Origin of the sequence: Paenibacillus pinistramenti, assembly GCF_005869875.1 — a bacterium.
Taxonomy (GTDB): domain Bacteria; phylum Bacillota; class Bacilli; order Paenibacillales; family Paenibacillaceae; genus Fontibacillus; species Fontibacillus pinistramenti.
Genome location: NZ_VAWG01000001.1, coordinates 163,238 through 182,054, shown reverse-complemented (window position 1 = coordinate 182,054; position 18,817 = coordinate 163,238). Strand labels below are relative to the sequence as shown.

At 52.2% G+C, this 18,817-nt stretch carries 15 protein-coding genes; 13 read left to right on the top strand and 2 right to left on the bottom strand.

What is annotated here, in order from left to right; translation table 11 throughout:
- Positions 1-146 precede the first annotated feature (146 nt).
- From FCN15_RS00920 to nagZ, 6 genes are all read left to right on the top strand, one after another.
- Positions 147-1,553 (top strand): extracellular solute-binding protein, encoded by a 1,407-nt coding sequence (locus tag FCN15_RS00920; protein ID WP_138493067.1) that lies wholly within the window; start codon positions 147-149, stop codon positions 1,551-1,553.
- Positions 1,554-1,662: 109 nt separating this feature from the next.
- On the top strand, positions 1,663-2,547 hold the full coding sequence (locus tag FCN15_RS00915; RefSeq protein WP_138493066.1) for a carbohydrate ABC transporter permease: 885 nt from the start codon (positions 1,663-1,665) through the stop codon (positions 2,545-2,547).
- On the top strand, positions 2,547-3,377 hold the full coding sequence (locus FCN15_RS00910) for a carbohydrate ABC transporter permease (protein ID WP_138493065.1): 831 nt from the start codon (positions 2,547-2,549) through the stop codon (positions 3,375-3,377). Before FCN15_RS00915 ends, FCN15_RS00910 begins: the two co-directional genes overlap by 1 nt.
- Before the next feature lie 25 nt (positions 3,378-3,402).
- Positions 3,403-5,235, top strand: a complete 1,833-nt coding sequence (locus FCN15_RS00905) for a cache domain-containing sensor histidine kinase (RefSeq protein ID WP_138493064.1) — start codon at positions 3,403-3,405, stop codon at positions 5,233-5,235.
- Entirely contained in the window at positions 5,207-6,904 is a 1,698-nt protein-coding gene (locus FCN15_RS00900; protein WP_162515258.1) for a response regulator, read from the top strand. Before FCN15_RS00905 ends, FCN15_RS00900 begins: the two co-directional genes overlap by 29 nt.
- Positions 6,905-6,910: 6 nt before the next feature.
- The gene (gene nagZ, locus FCN15_RS00895) at positions 6,911-8,575 is read left to right on the top strand and encodes a beta-N-acetylhexosaminidase (RefSeq protein WP_138493062.1); all 1,665 of its coding nucleotides are present in this window, start codon (positions 6,911-6,913) and stop codon (positions 8,573-8,575) included.
- Between the two features lie 517 nt (positions 8,576-9,092).
- Here the strand turns inward: nagZ and FCN15_RS19370 are convergent.
- Positions 9,093-9,497: a hypothetical protein gene (locus FCN15_RS19370; protein WP_238996448.1), complete on the bottom strand. Its 405-nt coding sequence runs from the start codon at positions 9,495-9,497 to the stop codon at positions 9,093-9,095.
- On the opposite strand from FCN15_RS19370, the gene FCN15_RS00890 reads away from it, so the two are divergent.
- The 6 genes from FCN15_RS00890 (at position 9,478) to FCN15_RS00865 (ending at position 17,052) form a co-directional block, all read left to right on the top strand.
- Positions 9,478-11,334 carry a stalk domain-containing protein gene (locus tag FCN15_RS00890; RefSeq protein ID WP_238996447.1) on the top strand — a complete coding sequence of 619 codons (1,857 nt, stop codon included), beginning with the start codon at positions 9,478-9,480 and terminating at the stop codon, positions 11,332-11,334. The genes FCN15_RS19370 and FCN15_RS00890 overlap by 20 nt on opposite strands.
- A gap of 258 nt (positions 11,335-11,592) precedes the next feature.
- A complete protein-coding gene (locus tag FCN15_RS00885) occupies positions 11,593-12,033 on the top strand; it encodes a Fur family transcriptional regulator (RefSeq protein ID WP_138493060.1) in 441 nt (146 codons plus the stop codon).
- Complete coding sequence (gene yidD / locus FCN15_RS00880; RefSeq protein ID WP_138493059.1) at positions 12,030-12,338, top strand: membrane protein insertion efficiency factor YidD; 309 nt, start codon at positions 12,030-12,032, stop codon at positions 12,336-12,338. Before FCN15_RS00885 ends, yidD begins: the two co-directional genes overlap by 4 nt.
- A 388-nt stretch (positions 12,339-12,726) precedes the next feature.
- Positions 12,727-14,754 (top strand): methionine--tRNA ligase, encoded by a 2,028-nt coding sequence (metG, locus tag FCN15_RS00875; protein ID WP_138493058.1) that lies wholly within the window; start codon positions 12,727-12,729, stop codon positions 14,752-14,754.
- 248 nt (positions 14,755-15,002) lie between these two features.
- Positions 15,003-16,073, top strand: coding sequence for a copper amine oxidase N-terminal domain-containing protein (locus FCN15_RS00870; protein ID WP_138493057.1), 1,071 nt, complete (start codon positions 15,003-15,005; stop codon positions 16,071-16,073).
- 217 nt (positions 16,074-16,290) lie between these two features.
- Positions 16,291-17,052 carry a cytochrome c biogenesis CcdA family protein gene (locus FCN15_RS00865; protein ID WP_138493056.1) on the top strand — a complete coding sequence of 254 codons (762 nt, stop codon included), beginning with the start codon at positions 16,291-16,293 and terminating at the stop codon, positions 17,050-17,052.
- Between the two features lie 25 nt (positions 17,053-17,077).
- Here the strand turns inward: FCN15_RS00865 and splB are convergent, their stop codons facing one another.
- Positions 17,078-18,148: a spore photoproduct lyase gene (gene splB, locus FCN15_RS00860; RefSeq protein ID WP_138493055.1), complete on the bottom strand. Its 1,071-nt coding sequence runs from the start codon at positions 18,146-18,148 to the stop codon at positions 17,078-17,080.
- A 228-nt stretch (positions 18,149-18,376) separates the two neighbouring features.
- Between splB and mntR the strand changes: the two genes are divergently transcribed.
- Positions 18,377-18,802 carry a transcriptional regulator MntR gene (gene mntR, locus FCN15_RS00855; RefSeq protein ID WP_138493054.1) on the top strand — a complete coding sequence of 142 codons (426 nt, stop codon included), beginning with the start codon at positions 18,377-18,379 and terminating at the stop codon, positions 18,800-18,802.
- The last annotated feature ends 15 nt before the right edge of the window (positions 18,803-18,817 follow it).

Genomic DNA, 18,817 nt, shown 5'->3' with positions numbered 1-18,817 from the left:
CGTTCGTGTGAGCTTGAACCGCTTTCTTTTTTGTTTATTGGATAATATTATCCCCCCATTAGAAAAATGTCCTCCTATCTAGGGCAGATTGCCTGACTCTATAATAAGGGTGTGAAACAAATTCATTATTCGGGGGGATTCGGAAGATGAAGAAAAGCATGGTCCTGTTACTGACGCTGTTCATCGCAGCGGCCACCCTGCTGTCCGCCTGCGGAAGCAGCAATGGGAATAACAATGGGAAGAACAGTGCGGCTCCCAGCAATGCTTCAAACGACTCTGCTTCAGCTGAGCCCAGCGAATCTGCGGTGGACACTTCTCCTTTTGAATTGACATTGAGACATACCCAGGTAGGGGCGGACAAACAGAAACGCCTGGCAATCCTGAACGATGTAGTCAAGAAGGTGGAAGCCGATGTACCGGGGCTTACCATCAAGCTGGACGGCGTAGAATCCGATGTGAACCGGAAAGAAAAGCTGCGCGGCGAGATGGCCGCGGGCAATCCGCCGGATATTTTCGACTTGTTCGGCAGCCCGGATTCCCAGGTTTACGCCAAGGAGGGCATGCTGCTGAACCTGAGTCCCATCCTGGAAGAGCTGGGGCTGACCGACAGCTTCTCTTCCCTGGAGCCGTTCACGTATGAAGACAATGTATACGGCCTGCCGATCGGCGGCTCGGGCGAAGGATTTTTCTATAACAAGGCGTATTTCGAGGAAAAAGGCTTAAAGGTGCCGGCAACCTGGGCAGAGCTCGAAGACCTTCTGGGCAAGATCAAGGCAGACGGCAAAGTGCCGATGGCAGCTGCCTCCAAAGCCGGGTGGGTGCCGCTCATGCTTGCTAACCACCTTTGGGCGCGCTACGCAGGCCCGGATGTGACGCAGAAATTTGTAAGCGGCGAAGCCAAATGGTCTGATCCGAACGTCGTGAAGGCTTTTGCCAAGTATCAGGAGTGGGAGGATAAAGGGTACTTCAAGAAAGGCGAGCTTGGATTTGAGTACGCCGAATATACGACCCAGTTTACGAGCGGTGAAGCGGTTCTGATGTATGACGGCACGTGGAAATCCTCGGTGTTTAAAGAAGGGCAGTCCGGTGCCAATATGATCGGCAAGGTCGGCTTCTTCAACCTTCCTCCGGTTGACGGAGGCGTGGGCGACCAAACGGCGCTGATGCGGGATGTCAACAACGGTTACGGCTTCTCGGCAGCGGTGGAGAAGGACCCTAGAAAGCTTCAGGCAGTCAAACTGTTCATCAAATATATGTACAACGAAGAAATGCAGATCCGCGGACTGGTGGAGGACGGGGTGCTTCCTTCCATGAAGCTTAGCGAGGACGTCCTGAAAGAGAGCATCACAGATGACCTGATGAAGGAAATTGTCAACGTGCTGAATGCTTCGCAGTCTTCGTTCCCGGCGTTTGACTCTCTGGTCCAAGGTGATGTGACGACAGAAATCAGCAACATTCAGATCCAGAAGCTGATCGGCAAGCAGACGACTCCGGAACAGATGGGCAAAGAGCTTCAAGCCGTGCAGGAAGAGGCCAATGCGGAATCGGAATAAAGCAGCCAGCCTTTAGTGAAAATCCGGGATGCGCCTCGCCGAACAGGCGGGCGCTTCCTTGCTATTCAGAAGCTTTAGTGTGAAGAATTTGCCCTGCCTGGAGGTCCTTATGAATAAAGCACTGAGAAGTCCTGCCGTCTTTCTGCTGTTTACTCTGCCGGCTCTCATCTTGTTTGTGATGTTTTTTATCTATCCGATCTTCTCTTCCCTGTACTACAGCTTCACCAGCTGGAACGGGGTTTCCACCCATGTCAAATGGATTGGCCTTGATAATTATTCAAAGGCGCTGGAGCAGAAACGCTTCTGGGTTTCGGTCAAAAATAACGGCTGGTTTATCGTCTTCTCCATCTTCATCCAAGTGCCGTTGATCGTGCTGTTCTCGCTGCTGATCTCCCACGTCAAGAAGCTGAAGGGCCTTTACAAGACGACTGTTTTTCTGCCCTCTATCATGTCCACGGCGGTCATAGGCATTTTATGGGGCTTTATTTACGAGCCGGATATCGGCCTGCTGAATCAGATTCTGGGCACCTTCGGCATCAAGCCGGTCTATTGGCTGTCCGACGAACGGTATGCGATGCTGTCCATTCTGATCACGAACGCGTGGCAGTGGACCGGATTCTACATCGTGATGGTGCTGGCGGCGATTTTGTCCATTCCCGGTGAGCTTGAGGAGGCAGCTGCGATCGACGGGGCTTCAGCCTTTCAAAGAGCAACACAGATCGTTCTGCCCTTGATCCGGCCGATCATCTCCGTCGTAATCATGCTGTCGATTGCGGGGGCGATGAAAGCGGCGGACATCGTGCTGGTGATGACCAAAGGCGGGCCGGCCGGCTCAACGGAGGTCATGGCCACCTATATGATCAAATATGCGATCACCAACTTCAAATACGGCTACGGGAACACGATTGCGGTGCTCATCTTTATTTTTACCGTTGTCGTGACCGTCCTCTATCAGCTGCTGGTAGCCCGCCGTAATGAAAGGATTGAATACTGATGGCCCGGACATGGAAAAAAGGACTGCCGCATCTCTTTCTGCTTCTATATCTGGTCGTCATCCTGTTTCCGTTTCTGTTTGTCATCTTCTCCTCCGTCAAAACGGATAATAACGCCATAGCGCTGAATCCGTTCGGCCTGCCGAAGAAGCTGGCTTTTGATAACTATGCGGAGGCGTGGGTGAAAGCCAAGATCAGCACGTACTTTTTCAACAGCCTGTACATTTCCATATTGTCGTCGGTCGCGAGCATCCTGTTCGGGGCGATGTTTGCCTTCGCTGTCACCCGGATGCGGCATGGGCGCTGGGGCGCGGCGCTGTTCGGGCTGATTCTGGTCGGTATGCTCATTCCGAACAATGCGCTGATGCTGCCGATTTATACGCTGGTCAGAAAGCTGCATATTCTGGATACCCACTTGGCGCTGATTATCCCTTATGTGGCTAATGCGATCCCTTTTACGGTCATTATTTTGGCGGCGTTTATGCGCTCCCTGCCGAGTGAAATCGAAGAGGCGGCGGTGATGGACGGATTGAGGTCAGGGGGCATCTTTGCTAGAATGATAGTACCTTTAACCGTCCCTGCTATGGTGACCGTATTTATCGTCAATTTCCTCGGTAACTGGAATGAATTCCTTCTTGCGAACTACTTCCTGTCCAATGATGATCTGAGAACGCTTCCGGTCGGGATGGTGCAGTTCCGGGATCAATACCAGATGAATTACGCCCAGATGTCTGCAGGGATTGTGTTCTCCGTTGTGCCGGTTATCGTGATCTATGCGGTGCTGCAGGAGAAGATCATCGAGGGAGTCACGGCCGGCAGCGTTAAGGGATAACGGGTTTGGGCAGGTGGCTTGGCAGATGAATCTGCGCATTAAACTGTTTACGGCCTTTCTATCGCTTGTAATTATCCCTTTGTTTATAGTCGGTATCATTACGTTCTTTGCCATCTTCCACTATATTGAGAAAAAATACAGCGAGCAGGCGGAATACGCGCTCAAGTCGATCAGCTACAGCATCACCGGAGTCTTTGAAGAGATGGATAAGGTGACTGATGACGGGATCGCCAAAGGCGTATTCCAGCTTGCACTCAGCTCCGGCAACCCCGACAACCAGAACCTCACCGCCAAAGACCAATTAAGCCTCAATGCGAACCAGCGCAATTTCCGTTCCCTGCTGTACAATCATCCTTCCATTGATTATGCGTTTCTCTACAATTTGAAAGAAGGGGCGCAGGATAAGCCCATTTCAATCTTTAACAAAGAAAATTTCACCATGCTGCCTTTCGAAAAATTTAAGCAGGAGCCTCTTTACCAAGAGGTGCTGAAGTTGAAAGGACAGTCCAAATGGATCGCTCCCCATGAATATCCGGAGCTGACCGGCTCGGAGCCGGTGTTCACCCAGATCAGGCTGATCAAAGAGCTGCGCTATCTGCAAAATGTCGGCATTCTGATCGTCCAGATCAAAAACTGGGAGTTCGAGGATATTTTTAAAAATCTGCAGCTCCGCAACCATCTCGAGGACACCCGGTTTCTGCTTGTCAACGACGCAGGCACCATTCTGTATGATTATCAGAACAAGCTGGACGGAAAGCGAATCAGCGATTACACGGCCAAGAGCATTGCAGTCGCAAGCGGCGGCTATACAAGCTTCAAGGCCCGTTTTGACGGCAAGGAGACCGTGGTATCCGTTTATCACCTCAAGGATTATTCGTGGAGTCTGGTTTCGGTTACCTCCTGGACTTATCTTTCTAAAGAAGTGATGACCTTTGCGGCCTGGTTCATGACAATCATCGGTATTTGCGTGCTGACGGCGCTGCTGTTCAATGTCTTCTTTATGAACCGGATTACGGGAACGATCGGCGTCATTGTCCGGTTTATGCGGAAAGTGGAGGATGGAGATCTGAGTGCCCGTGTGGAGGAGAAGGGGAATGATGAGCTGCTGCTCCTGCAGCAGGGCTTCAACAATTTAACGGACAAATTGGGGGGCCTCCTGGAGGAAGTGAAAGCAGAGCAGCAGCAGAAGGCCAAGGCCGAGCTGCGGGTGCTGCAGGCCCAGATCAAGCCCCATTTCCTGTTTAATACGCTTGAGCTGATCAACGGGCTGGCTGTTCAGAATGAAGGGCGCAAGGTCAGTGAGATGGTGCTCAGGCTTGGCAGCATTCTGCGGATCAGCATCCAGGACCGGGAGGAGATTCCGCTGTGGCTTGAGCTGGAGCATCTCCGCAGCTATCTGGAAATTCAAAAGTACAGGTGGGATGAGCTGTTTGATTATGAGATTGATATCCCGGAGGAGCTGCTGAACTGCCAGGTGCTGAAGCTGATGCTGCAGCCGCTTGTTGAGAACAGCATCCAGCACGGATTTGAAGGCATTTCATATAAAGGCAGGCTGCGCATTTCGGGAAGGGCTCACCGGGACAGAATCCTGCTTTGCGTGGAAGATAACGGCACCGGCATGACAGCAGGCGAGCTGGCCGCCAGCCTGAACCCGGATTCCGAATGGAATGAGCAGCAGATGCAGGCCTATTATCCGGGCGAAGAGCGCAGAGGCATCGGGCTCCGGAACGTGGCGGACCGGCTCCGCCTGCAATATGGCAAGGAGTATGGCTTGTTTGTCTGTACGTCACCAGGCATGGGTGTGGCGATTCAGTGCAGTTTACCAAAATATGAATTGGGTGATTCGCATGAAGCTTAAAGCGCTGCTCGTAGACGATGAATATCCGATTCTTCAAAATTTGTCCAAAGTGCTTAAATGGGAAGACCTTGGAATAGAGATTGCCGGGATGGCCCGCAACGGAATTGAAGCGCTGAAGATTGCTGAAGACCAGCCTATTGATATTCTGCTCAGCGACATTCGGATGCCGGTCATGGACGGTCTGACTCTCGCCAAGGAGATCCGGGGGCGCGGAATGAAGACGGAAATTCTGCTGCTGACCGGCTACCAGGAGTTTGAATATGCCCGGACGGCTCTGCGCTATGGCGTTAAGGATTACATCAGCAAGCCGATTCATTATGAGCTGCTTGAACAGACGGTTGCGAAGATTGCCGCTCAGATCCGCAGCGAACGCGGGGACAACCGGCTGGGCAGCGTGATGAATTCGGTTATGAACTGGGCCAGCGAGCATTTCATGGCCCAAATGCTGTCCGGTCATCATCCTGCCGGCGAGAAGGAAGAGGGGGACGAGGACGAGGAACTCTTGTCCCTGCAGAGGTATTCCGTGCTGTTTGCGGATTTGGAAGGCTATGCCGGAAGCTCGGTCTTGTGGAGCCAAGAACAGCGCAAGCGTTTCAACAGCCGGATGAAGCGGAAGCTGAAGGAGCAGCTGCCGGCTTCAGCAGGTGCAGCTGTGCTGCAGCTGCGTGAAGGCGAATGGTTTATTTTCTATGACGCGGAGCAGCAGCTTGATCAGCATCAATTGTATCTCGCTTATGAAGGGCTGCAGCAAATGGCGGGCCTGAGCGGAGATATGCAGATCCGGTTTATTCAGGATAAGGGCCCGTTTGCCCTTAAAGAATTATCTTCTGTTTATAACAGGCTTCAGCGTGCGCTCCTGCTTGCATCCTCTGAAGCGGAGGAGTGGCTGATCAGCGGGGAGGCGCTTGAAGCCGTGCTGCATGAAGCTTTGGATAGAGGGGAGGAGTTCTGGTGGCGCTGGCTGGAAAGAATGGGAGCGGCGATCCGGAACGAGGAGGAGCAGGCCCTCCGGAAAGGGCTGGAGGAGCTCAGAGCCTGCCTCGACAGGCTTGACGAATACGAGTTCAACGAATCCAAGCTTAACGAATCCAAGGTTAATGAATCTAAGCTTAACGAATCCAAGATGCCCGGCGCTGGACAGCTGCTTCATAATATGCTTGTTCATCTTCTGAGGGAGATGCGAGAGCTTCATCTGCTCAAGGAGCAGGAAGAAGCGGAAATTTGGCGGGAGCTTGGCCGGCAGCCCGGGTTGAAGGATCTGATGAACCTGCTGGCCGGTTTGGCAGCACGTCCGAAAGGACCAGCGGCTTCCAGAAAATCCGCCGAACAGCTGATGCGTGAAGCCGGGAATTACATCGCCAAGCATTTGGGAGAAGATTTCGGCATTGAAGAGGCAGCGGATTATTTGGGAATCAGCTGCAGCTACTTCTGCCTGCTGTTCAAGAACCACTATGGAGAAACGTTTGTCGAATACGTAACCAGACAGCGGATGGAGTCAGCCAAACAGCTGCTTGCGGCCAGCGACAGGAGCATCACGCTGATTGGGCAGGGGCTCGGATATCAGGAGCGGCGTTATTTTTCCAAGGTATTTCAAAAATATGCCGGCCTCACCCCCTCGGAATACCGGGCAACGGTTCATGGAGCTCATCACGGCAAGTTGAAGGAGTGAACTGGCATGTACAGCATCAAGACCATGACATTGGAGCAAAAGATCGGCCAGCTGTTTATCTGCGGCTTCCATAGCCTCACCCCTGACGCGCATATTACAGCTCTTATCGAGGAATATCATATCGGGGGCGTGGTCTACTTTAGAAGAAACGTGGAATCTGCGGCCCAGCTTGCGAAGCTGTCGAAAGACCTGCAGCAAATGGCCGGGCGGGCAGGGGCGCCTCCCCTGCTGATTGCGATTGATCAGGAAGGAGGCATGGTGTCCCGCCTTGATCATGAAGGCATCAGCCGCATTCCCGGCAATATGTCGCTGGGCGCAGCAGACGATCCGGCGCTGACTGAAGCGGTAGCAGAGCTGTCTGCCTGTGAGCTGAAGCTCCTGGGCATGAATATGAATTTTGCCCCGTGCGTGGATGTGAATAACAATCCGCTGAACCCGGTAATCGGGGTGCGGTCGTATTCGGAGGACCCGGTTAAGGTGGCAGAGCATGGCGAAGCGGCAGTGCGCGGCTTTAGGCGGCACGGGATTATAGCGACAGCCAAACATTTTCCCGGACATGGAGATACTTCGGTTGACTCGCATCTGGGGCTGGCGTCGGTGCCTCACGGTTCAGACAGATTGCATAAGGTTGAGCTGCTGCCGTTTAAACGGCTGATTGAGGCGGGAGCAGAAGCGATAATGACTGCTCATGTTGTTTTTCCGGCGTTTGAGCCGAATGGAAATCCTGCGACGCTGTCCCGGAAGGTTCTTAAGGAGCTGCTGCGGGATGAGCTTAAGTTTGAAGGTATAATCGTAACGGATTGTCTCGAAATGAAGGCCATTTCAGAGCAGTTTGGCGTTGCCGAAGGAGCCGTGATGGCGCTGGAAGCAGGCGCGGATCTTGTGCTGGTCAGCCATACGCTGTCAGAGCAGGAGGCCGCAGTCAGGGCGGCTATAGAGGCTGTCCGCTCAGGGCGTCTGCCCGAAGCTGACATTGACCGTTCCCTGGAGCGCATTTTGGCGATCAAATCCGGATTCGGGCAAATGTCCGCAGGCAACCCTGCCGAAGAGGAGCTGACAGAGCCCGGCCGGCCGCTGCTTCCGCCTGAACGGACGGTATCCCTGCTGGAGCAGGCAGCCCGGAAGTCGATTACGCTTGTCAAGAACGAAGGGGCACAGCCGCCTTTGCCGCTGGATCCTTCCGAGCCGGTGCTCGTCGTGTGGCCTGAGCTTAGACACCGTACTGAAGTGGATGAAGCTGCGGAATACCGTTATACACTGGGAGACGCGCTGAAGCCTTATTATTCAAACATCAGCCAAATGAAGGTCGGCACACACCCGGCAGGCACAGAAGTGCAGGAGGTGCTGGAGCAGGCTTCGGGATACAAGCAGGCGGTTGCTGTGACTTATACATCAGAAGGGAAGGTCCCGGAAGGTCAGGTTGAGCTGGTCAAAGGACTTATGCAGCTAATGCGGCAGGGGCAGCTCTCTTTAACAGTTGTGTCGTCCAGAAATCCTTATGATCTGCTTGCCTTTCCGGAGGTTGATGCGTATCTGTGCGCTTATGAGAATAGGCCTTATACGCTGGACGCGCTTGCGAAAGTGCTGGCTGGCAAAGAGCAGCCGGGAGGTAAGCTTCCCGTGTCTATCAGCCGCGATTACCCAATAGGAACTGGGCAATCTTCCCTGTAGCATTCGTCAAAATTCCCGGTAAGCCGACTTTGTCAGTGATGAGCTTACCGGGTTTTTACATTTTTTTTGCACTTTTAGCAACTTTCTCAGTTATTAAGCGTTTAAATAAATGTCCTTTGTGATCGGGGCATTTTTTTTGTGTTTTTTATTTAGACTGAACTTTTGAACAACCATTTGGGATAAGTACGGGAAAGGTTCCTGACGAGCTCTGTTGTTCCCGGATTTCTTTATCTAAGAAGATATAAGGTAGGCATACGCTCACATACAGCTTATGCTTCCGAAGCGGCTTTCCTTTGGAAAGCTTTCAGACCACTTTCGTTTTTTTTGGAATCCTTTCCCTTCCCTGCGCATTTTTCTTTAGTTCAGTCTAGATAGTTTAAATTTCAGAGATAAAGGAGCAGAGAATGAAATTTCGCAGACTATTACTATCTATCCTTCTTGCAGCTTCCCAGGTCGGTATGATTCTTCCAAGCGCAGGAGCAGATACGGTAGCAGACAGCAGTACAGGCCAAACCTATCACTCAGCAGGATCCGCACAGACGGACGCTGCTTCCAGTACAGAGGGGACGGCGGTCACTGACAGCTCGGCCGGCCAGAACAGTTCAGCAAGCACCGGGACTGCAGCTGATCCTTCCGCTACGCCAAGCCCGTCGGACGGGACGGCTGCTTCAACGCCTGACAGCTCAGCCAGCCCAGCTGCTGACAGTTCAGCTTCCGGCAGCACTGCAGGAACAACTGCTTCCTCAGATTCGGCTGCAAACGCCGGCACATCCTCCAGCAGCTCCTCAGCGGCAGCAGGAACCGCGGCTGCAGCGGCAGTCAGCAGTGCGTCAGCTGCCACAGCTACAGCCACATCCACAGCACAGGCAGCTTCGGCGGCATCGCCCGGCAAACTGATCCTGATGCTGAATACCAACATCATGTACCAGAACGGCATTCAGTACAAAGCCTCTGAACCTATGACTGTTAAGAACGGCGTTTCCTATGTGGCGATCCGCTCCCTGGTTAACCGTGTAGGTCTGGCCATCCGCTATGACAGCAAAACAAAGGAAACAGTGATTACGCGCGGAACGGACGAAATGCGCTTTAAGCTGAACAGCAATACTTATAAAGTCAACGGTGTAACAACAACGATGCGGGGCAAGTCCTACGCGACCAAGAATAGCAACTTTATGGTGCCTTTTACTTCGATTACAGCAGCCCTTAAACTGTCTTATGTATTAGATACTAAAGCGAAGCAGGTTACTTTGGACGTTACAGCCAAGCCGGTTGCGAAGTTTACGGTATCTCCGAGTGAGATTATTGCGGGAGAAACCCAGGTTACATACCAGGCAACCTCTTCCTCGCCTACGGGACTTGCGATCGTGAACGAGGAATGGACAGGGCGGCAGGATATGTTCTCCGAGCCGGGATCTTATGTGGTCAGCTACCGCGTGCAGGATTCTGCAGGCAACTGGAGCGATCCTTACTCTGTAACCATTAACGTGGAGAAGCCGCATACTCCGCCGGTTGCCGCTTTTACGACCGATAAGGATACCTATAAAATGGGTGAAAAAATCACCTACACCGATCAAAGCACCGATGAAGACAACTCGATTACAACCCGCGAATGGGAAAATAACAAGCTGGCCTTCTTTACTCCGGGCACGCAGACCATCCGCCTCAAAGTAACGAATAAATACGGCCTGACTTCTACAATCGAGCATACGATTACGATTACGAATGAAACGCTGTATACGGAATCTGATTTCAACAAGCTCTTTGTACCGGTCGGGCAAAAATATCAGTTCGAAGGCAGCCAGATTCCAAGCTGGGATAAAGTGAGTTATTCCTTCACCACCGAGCCGGTTACGCTGATCCGGAGCAACAGCCCGGAAACGAACTACAGCGAAGGGATTCTGTACCGCGAAACGACCGTCGGCAAAGCCCGGTTTATGATTCACCACAGCAACGCGGTTGGCAAGGACGTGAAGATGTATGTCATTGCTACCAACCTGAATGATGCGCCGGCCAATCTGTTTATAGATTCGCTCGGTTTTGCGGGACCAAATGCAAATGCAATGGCAACAGGTAAAGCGTCTGTGCAGCGCTACTTCTCTTCCATGCAGACCCGTTCTGCCGAACAGGATATCACCCTGGCTTCGCACGAACAGAAGGTCATCTTCAGCGAGCTAAGCGCCCAGAAGATCAAGCCTGGTCAAGTTATTTCCTTGTTGTCCGACATTTATACCGATTATCCGGTCCAGTTTGACGTCATTATGATTGATGCAAGTAAAGATCCGATTAAGACGCTTCCGCAGCTGAGTATTCTGGCTCGTGACGGCGTGCATAACCGCGGAACTTATACCGATTCTACCCGTGTTATTCAATATGACGAACTGCTGGGCGATACACCGAAACGGCTGCTGCTGGGCGACAACTCCAGCGACCCGTTCCAGTCTGGTTTTGATACGCCGTTCTATACGCAGTCTATCAATGCCGGCAACTTTGGGGTGCTCTACAAGATCAGAACCTCAAGAGTCGCTCCGCACACGCTCATTTCGTTTAACCCGCGCGGAGGCACCTATGTAGGATCCATTATGGTCAACGGCGTTCTGGTAGATCTTCCGTCTTCTGGGGTAATGAATGCGCCAAACGATAATGTGCCTCTATACCGGACCGGCGATAAGGAAGAAACCGTAGATTTCATCTTTACGGCAGCACCGGGCAGCAACCTGTCCGTCAATCTGCTGTTCCAGCCTCTTCCGGAAGAGAAATAGGAATAGTCTTTGAAGTCCGAATAAACTTTAGTAGATAAGATGTTCGCAGAATGATGGCGGCTTAGGTGAGTAACCGGCCGCCGTTTTCTTTTTTTTTACCTTGAAAATGCTGAATGGCCAGACACGCTCAAGGGCCGGATTCGTTGACGAGCCGCCTCATTTGGGGCATTATTAAAGGTAGAAAAATGAAACCTGTTTAACGACAAGCTCCGTTATGAAAGGTTTGGAACAAGGAATAACGGAAGGGGAACTGCCTCTATGCTTACAGCAGATGAGATCATAGCCAAGATGTCCGGCCAAGGGCTGCGGATTACCGACCAGCGCCGGACGCTTGCCAAGCTGTTTGTCAATACCGACGGCTATTTGACGCCGAAAGACGTTTACGATTTTATGTGTAAGAAGTATACCGGACTCAGCTTCGACACCGTGTACCGGAACCTCAGAATTATGGAGGAGATGGGGGTGCTGGAGCAGATTGTGTTTGAGGACGGCTTGAAATTCCGCGCAAGCTGCGGCGGCGAGCATCACCACCATCATATGATCTGCCTGGGCTGCGAGAAGACGTATCCGATTCCTTTCTGCCCGATGCCTTTGGCGGATGCGCCCGATCATTTTCAGGTTGTGAAACATAAGTTTGAGGTATTCGGATACTGCAAGGACTGCCAGGCAAGCTCGAAGAGCACGGAGCAGCCGCTATGAAGCTTACAAGAAGGGCTGTACAGGCTCCCATACATGTCTACCGCAAGTGGATTTCGCCGCTCAAGCCGCCGACCTGCCGGTTTTATCCGACCTGCTCGGCCTATGCCCTGGAAGCGATTGAGGTCCACGGGGCGCTGAAGGGCAGCTGGCTTGCCGCGAAGCGGATTGCCAAATGCCATCCTTTTCATCCGGGGGGGCTGGATCCGGTTCCGCCCAAATCGGAAAGTAAAGATTCACTCGGCAAGGGCAGCACAGGCAGTTCCAGCAGCTCCGGCAACTCCGGCCAGCAGAGCGGGTCCGCTTGACAGAGACGTTTACTTTTCATAAGATTAGAAAATACTACTAATAAATATCAGTATCCTATGAACGGATAAGTACAGTGGCGAAGCAGCAGCAGAGAGCCGGGGGAGCTGAGAACCGGTCTGGGGAACCGCTGGAAGATGGTCCGGGAGGATCTTTGTTCGAGCCTGCAGGGCAAGGACAGAGCGCGGTCCGGCGTTAACGGAACGGTTCATTGCAGTATGAACCTGCTAAGCCTGCCTTCTGTGAAGAAGCAGGGAAATTGGGTGGTAACGCGTGAGTGATCTCTCGTCCCGAATCGGGGCGGGAGTTTTTTTGTGTTTACGGAACTTTATGTCCTGAATGCGAGGCTCGGGGTCATTTACGCATGACTATAACGAAGGAGTGTTAAAGATGGGAGCAGACAAGAAAACCTTTTACATTACAACGCCAATCTATTATCCGAGCGACAAGCTGCACATTGGCCATGCTTATACGACAGTTGCCGGTGATGCCATGGCGCGCTACAAGAGGCTGCGCGGGTTTGATGTTCATTACTTGACGGGTACTGACGAGCATGGACAGAAGATCGAGCGCAAAGCCCAGGAGAAGGGCACAACGCCGCAGCAGTTTGTGGACGATATCGTTGTCGGCATCAAGCAGCTCTGGAAGAAGCTCGACATTTCCAATGACGACTTCATACGGACTACGGATGAGCGGCACAAGCAGGTCGTGCAGAATATTTTTGACCGGCTACTGCAGCAGGGAGATATCTACAAAGGCGAATATGAAGGCTGGTACAGCATTCCGGATGAAACGTATTACACGGAGACTCAGCTGGTAGATCCAGTCAAGAATGAGCAGGGCGAAATCATCGGCGGCAAATCGCCGGACAGCGGCCACCCGGTTGAGCTGGTGAAGGAGGAATCCTATTTCTTCCGGATGAGCAAATATGCCGACCGGCTGCTGAAGTTCTATGAAGAGAATCCGGATTTTATCCAGCCGGAATCCCGCAAGAACGAAATGATCAACAACTTTATCAAGCCTGGCCTAGAGGACCTGGCTGTCTCCCGCACAACGTTTGAATGGGGAGTTAAGGTCAAAGGCGATCCGAAGCATGTTGTGTACGTATGGATCGACGCTTTGTCGAACTACATTACCGCGCTTGGCTACGGTACAGACAACGCCGAGCTGTATGACCGCTTCTGGCCGGCGGACGTTCATCTGGTAGGCAAGGAGATCGTCCGGTTCCACACGATTTACTGGCCGATTATGCTGATGGCGCTTGGCCTGCCGCTGCCCAAGAAAGTATTCGCCCACGGCTGGCTGCTGATGAAGGGCGGCAAAATGTCCAAATCGAAGGGCAATGTCGTAGACCCGAATACGCTGATCGACCGCTACGGCCTGGATGCAACACGCTATTATCTGCTGCGCGAGGTGCCGTTTGGCGCTGACGGAAGTTTTACGCCTGAAAGCTTTGTAGAACGGGTCAATTCTGACCTCGCCAACGATCTGGGCAACCTGCTGAACCGGACTGTGGCCATGGTTGGAAAATATTTTGACGGCGTTTCGCCTGCCTATATCCCGAACGCTACCGAGTTTGACGCCGCCTTGACGGTTGCTGCGCAGAAGACGGTTGAGAAGGTGGAAGAGGTCATGGAGAACATGGAGTTCTCCGTTGCGCTTGCCTCGATCGGCCAGTTTATCAGCCGCACGAACAAATACATTGATGAAACTCAGCCTTGGGTCATGGCCAAGGATGGAGATAAACAGGAACAATTGGGCTCCGTCATGGTTCACCTGATGGAAGCGCTGCGGATTGCTGCCATTCTGCTGCAGCCGTTCCTGACGCAGGCTCCGTCCAAAATCTGGAGCCAGCTGGGAATTGAGCCGGGCGAGCTGACGACCTGGGAAAGCGCGAAGAGCTTCGGCCTGATTCCGGCTGGAACACGCCTGGGCCAAGGCGAGCCGATCTTCCCGCGCCTTGATGCCGAGCAGGAGGTAGCCTTTATCGCCGGTTCTATGACGGGCGGCGTGCCTGCAGCCGAAGATAATGCAGCCGGCGCTGCTCCTGAAGCGGCAGCTGAGGGAACCGGCGAAGCGGCGGTAGAGCTTAAGGAAGAGATCGGAATCGAGGATTTTGCCAAAGTAGAGCTGCGTGTCGGCCAGGTCATCGCCTGCGAACCGGTGAAGAAAGCTGACAAGCTGCTGAAGCTGCAGCTGGATCTCGGTTTTGAACAGCGCCAGGTTGTATCCGGCATCGCCAAGTTCTACAGCCCCGAGGAGCTTGTCGGACGCAAGGTCATTGTGGTGGTCAACCTGAAGCCGGTGAAGCTGCGCGGCGAGCTGTCGCAGGGCATGATTCTGGCTGCCTCCCAAGGCGACCAGCTGACCCTGGCGACGGTGCCGGACAGCATGCCAAACGGTGCGGTAGTGAAGTAAGAACTGGACGGAGAATCTCAATCTACTGATTCTACTGGTGATTCGGGAAGAAGGCCTTTCGACGTGAAGTCTGATTCACGTTGGGAGGCCTCTTTTTTTTCAAGCAGTAAAGGATGATCCGGGGCGTGAGTGCGAAGCCTGAACCGGCTTGATTTTTCAAGTATTCACGTTCTAATAAACAAGGCTTCCGCTGCCGATATATTAGGGTAAAGCCTTAAAGCCCTCAGCACATCATAGGAGGTAAATACATGAAGAAAACTTGGACATTGATTCTGGCTTGCTTGTTGGCTGTAAGTCTGGCAGGGGGTGCTTCAGCGTCAAAACCCGATAATGCGGGAAAAGGAGGACAAGGATCAAGCAAGAGTAAGGCTGCTGAATCTTCTGTGAAACGGCAGGACGTTAATCCATCGGACAAACAGGAGAAGGCTGCAGCAGCAGAAGGAACAAAAGGAACAGAAGGAACAGAAGGAACAGAAGGAACAGAAGAGAAGCAGAAGAAAGGCAAGCACGAGGATAATGGATCAGAGAATGAAGAACAAACCGAAACAGTAACATCAGCTACATACAAAGGACATGGCTACAAAGGACTATTGAAGGCGGTTCAAAATGTACAGGACGAATCCGCGGGAGCGGTTCTGGCGAACCTTTTGCTCACTCAATATGGTGCAGAATTGACGCCTGAAATGAAGGCAGAGCTTGAACAAATCGTTGATTCCACGGAGGCGCTGAAGTCGGCTGCCGATCTGTTGGACGAAGCAGGCAGCGTTACCGATGCAGTTTATGTACAGCAGGAGGTCGTTCTTGCCGATATCAGCGATATTAAGGGCTACAAGAAGCTGGGACAGCTGATGAAAAAAGCCGGATTGAAGTCAGGGGCTGTTCTATTTGTAAATGGGGAGCAGTACACGAGCACACCGGTATTCAGAGGCGGGAACACGCTGGTATCCTTCCGGACGATCGCCGAAGCCTTAGGTGCGGAAGTCACCTACAATGCTGAAGACAAATCCGTGATCCTGACCCGGAACGGCGTTAGCGTGAAGCTGTATTTGAACAGCAAGAAAGCTTACGTTAATGGAGAAACGGTCCTGATGGATACGGAAGCCATTGCTGAAAGTGGATCAACCCTCATTCCTGTCCGGTTTGTGTCTGAGGCGCTTGGCGCTGCCGTAGAGTATGAACCGGAAACGCAGTGTGTCATTATTTATGAGGAAACCGAGGAATCATCTGATTCCGATACAGCAACAGAAACAACAGAAACAACAGAAACAGCGACAGAGACAACCGCAACAGAAACAGGAGCAGTAACCGCAACAGAATAAATCAATGGCTTTGGGCAAAGGCTTTGATCGTATCCAACTTAAGACAGTGTTCTGCTGGAAGAATCCATGCAGAGCATCTGTCTTTTTTTGCTGGAGAATAATCTTTGATGATCTGGACCTGTTTCTGATAATCTGGACCTGTTTCTGATGATCTGGACATGATTCCGCTCCCGGCGAGATATAGTAAATGGGAGAGCTTGAGAGAGGAGCCAAGCGGATGGATTCCATTTATACGGATCAAATTTATTTAGATCATATTCATTTAGACCATATTCATATTGGGGCTGCCTTTGCGGCGGGGGCGCTGTCTTTTGTATCGCCGTGCTGCCTGCCGCTGTATCCTTCCTTTATTTCGTATATCACGGGCCTGTCCTTTCAGACCTTAAAGCAGGGCATGAACGAATCAAGCAACCGGGCAAGAGTGATGCTGCACACGTCTATATTTATCGCGGGTTTTTCGGTTGTCTTTTATTCGCTGGGTTATGGGGCAGGGGCGGTAGGAGAGCTGTTTCACGAATATAAGGTCTGGCTGAGGCAGGCATCTGGGCTGGTCATGATCCTTATGGGCTTATTCTTGATTGGGGTCATACGCCTAAGGCTGATGCAGATGGAATGGAAGCCGGGCTGGGGGAGGAAGAGGCTTGCCGGGTATTTCGGATCTTTCCTGCTTGGTATCGGATTTGCTGCCGGCTGGTCTCCCTGCGTGGGGCCGATTCTGGCCGGGGTGGTTGCGCTTGCTGCAAGTGAACCTGCCGCTTGGCTCAAGCTGATTACAGCGTATACGGCAGGGTTTGCAGTTCCTTTCTTTCTGTTTGCCTTCTATGTGGGTTCCGTCAGCAGGCTTACCCGGCATACAGGCTGGATCATGAAGGCCGGCGGCACGCTCATGGTGCTGATGGGGCTCCTGTTATTCAGCGGGCGGCTGACAGGCATCACGATTTGGCTGCAGCGCATCACGCCTGATTTCCTTATTTTTTGATGAGCTCTTGATGAGTACAGATGGTTCAGGTAAAATAATCAATTTTGGCCGCCGGAAAATGCTCAAAAATCTGCTCCGTAATAAATTCCCGCAGCACCGTTTGCTGCTCATCGGGATATACATATTTATATTGGCCGTACCGGCCCCATTTCTTCTTCCTCTTCTCCATATCGAGGTCCAGCTTGGTTTTAGGGTAGCGCTCTTCAATGACTCTCTTGGCTGTCTTGGTAAAACGGTGCTGGATCATCTCAAAGGTCAGATCCTTCAAGTCCTCTTTGGGCAGAGCGGCAGCAAGCTTCTGCAGCAGCTCCGCATACCCGGTCTCCCATCCGTCATACCAGATGATTGGAGCGATGATAAAGCCGAGCGGATAGCCGGCCCGGGCGATTTTGGCGGCTGCCTCGATCCGTTCCTCAAACCGCGAAGTGGCGGGCTCGAAGCTGCGGATTACATAGTCCGAATTCACGCTGAAGCGGATGCGTGTGTGCCCGTTGTGATTCAGGCCCAGCAGCGGCTCGACATGGTGAAATTTGGTGACAAACCGCAGCCTGCCTAACTCTTCGCCGGCCATAAATTCGATCAGCTCCTGCAGCGAGCCGGTGATGTGCTCAAGCCCTACAGGGTCGGAGGTACAGGCAGCCTCAAACCGGGTGATTTCAGGGCTGCGCTCATCAATATACGCTTTTGCCGCTGACAAAATTTCATTGGTATTTACGTATACCCGGATATAGGGCTTGGCCCCAAGCGTTGTTTGCAGATAACAATAATGGCAGTGGCCCATGCAGCCGGTCGAAATCGGTATTGCATACTCCGCCGAAGGCTTGGACTGATCAAACTTTAATGTTTTTCGGACACCTACCACAAGCGTTCTTTTGGCGTTTTTATATTTTTCGAGCTCGGTATCGCCCTTGAGTCCTGTGATCCGGTTGTGAGAGGGTGTCAGTTTGTAGGGAATGCCTTGTTCCTCTACCCATTTCATTATTCTTTGGCCTTTCGGATATTCCAGCGCGTCAGGTTCAAAATAGACAAAGTCGGGGATAAACGGGGCTGTTGCTTTAACCGGCTTGGCTGGCCGTTCCGGAGCGGCAGTCGGCATCAGAATCATCCTTTCCTGGTAGGGATTGAGAAGTCTAGGCGGCCTTCCGGGCCTGAGGTCGGCCTTCTGTTAGTATGATGAAATCGGCTTGCTGCGAACCGTGGAAATATGAGCAAACCCTGTCCAAACCCCGGCAGGACTTGCCAAGAAGTTGCAGAAACATGTATCATTAACAATAGTGTGAGTGCCGGCCTGAGGCCGTTTAACTTAAGAAAAGAGGGAAGCAGGATGCCAACGCCCAGCATGGAAGATTACTTGGAGCGCATCTACAAGCTGATTGACGAGAAAGGCTACGCCAGAGTCTCCGATATCGCGGAAGGTCTGGAGGTTCATCCTTCGTCCGTAACAAAAATGATCCAGAAGCTGGACAAAGACGAGTACCTGATTTACGAGAAATACCGGGGGCTCGTGCTGACAAGCAAAGGCAAGAAAGTAGGCAAACGGCTTGTTGACCGTCATGCTCTGCTGGAGGAATTCCTGGAGATGATCGGCGTACAGGAAGAGAATATTTATAAAGATGTTGAAGGCATAGAGCATCATTTGAGCTGGGATTCCATTACCTGTATTGAAACCTTGGTGGAGTTTTTCCGCAGGGACAAGAATCGGCTCGAAGCGCTTCAATCTTTCCATAATGAAATGATCAGTGGTTCGTAATTAGGCATCTGTCCT

Excerpts from the sequence above, each read along its gene's own strand:
- FCN15_RS00890 (WP_238996447.1), top strand. The coding sequence starts at position 9,478 with ATGCTGAATACCAACATCATGTACCAGAACGGCATTCAGTACAAAGCC.
- splB (WP_138493055.1), bottom strand. The coding sequence starts at position 18,148 with ATGCCGACTGCCGCTCCGGAACGGCCAGCCAAGCCGGTTAAAGCAACA.
- FCN15_RS00885 (WP_138493060.1), top strand. The coding sequence starts at position 11,593 with ATGCTTACAGCAGATGAGATCATAGCCAAGATGTCCGGCCAAGGGCTG.
- FCN15_RS00920 (WP_138493067.1), top strand. The coding sequence starts at position 147 with ATGAAGAAAAGCATGGTCCTGTTACTGACGCTGTTCATCGCAGCGGCC.
- FCN15_RS00900 (WP_162515258.1), top strand. The coding sequence starts at position 5,207 with ATGAATTGGGTGATTCGCATGAAGCTTAAAGCGCTGCTCGTAGACGAT.
- FCN15_RS00915 (WP_138493066.1), top strand. The coding sequence starts at position 1,663 with ATGAATAAAGCACTGAGAAGTCCTGCCGTCTTTCTGCTGTTTACTCTG.
- metG (WP_138493058.1), top strand. The coding sequence starts at position 12,727 with ATGGGAGCAGACAAGAAAACCTTTTACATTACAACGCCAATCTATTAT.
- yidD (WP_138493059.1), top strand. The coding sequence starts at position 12,030 with ATGAAGCTTACAAGAAGGGCTGTACAGGCTCCCATACATGTCTACCGC.
- FCN15_RS19370 (WP_238996448.1), bottom strand. The coding sequence starts at position 9,497 with ATGATGTTGGTATTCAGCATCAGGATCAGTTTGCCGGGCGATGCCGCC.
- FCN15_RS00865 (WP_138493056.1), top strand. The coding sequence starts at position 16,291 with ATGGATTCCATTTATACGGATCAAATTTATTTAGATCATATTCATTTA.
- mntR (WP_138493054.1), top strand. The coding sequence starts at position 18,377 with ATGCCAACGCCCAGCATGGAAGATTACTTGGAGCGCATCTACAAGCTG.
- FCN15_RS00905 (WP_138493064.1), top strand. The coding sequence starts at position 3,403 with ATGAATCTGCGCATTAAACTGTTTACGGCCTTTCTATCGCTTGTAATT.
- FCN15_RS00910 (WP_138493065.1), top strand. The coding sequence starts at position 2,547 with ATGGCCCGGACATGGAAAAAAGGACTGCCGCATCTCTTTCTGCTTCTA.
- FCN15_RS00870 (WP_138493057.1), top strand. The coding sequence starts at position 15,003 with ATGAAGAAAACTTGGACATTGATTCTGGCTTGCTTGTTGGCTGTAAGT.
- nagZ (WP_138493062.1), top strand. The coding sequence starts at position 6,911 with ATGTACAGCATCAAGACCATGACATTGGAGCAAAAGATCGGCCAGCTG.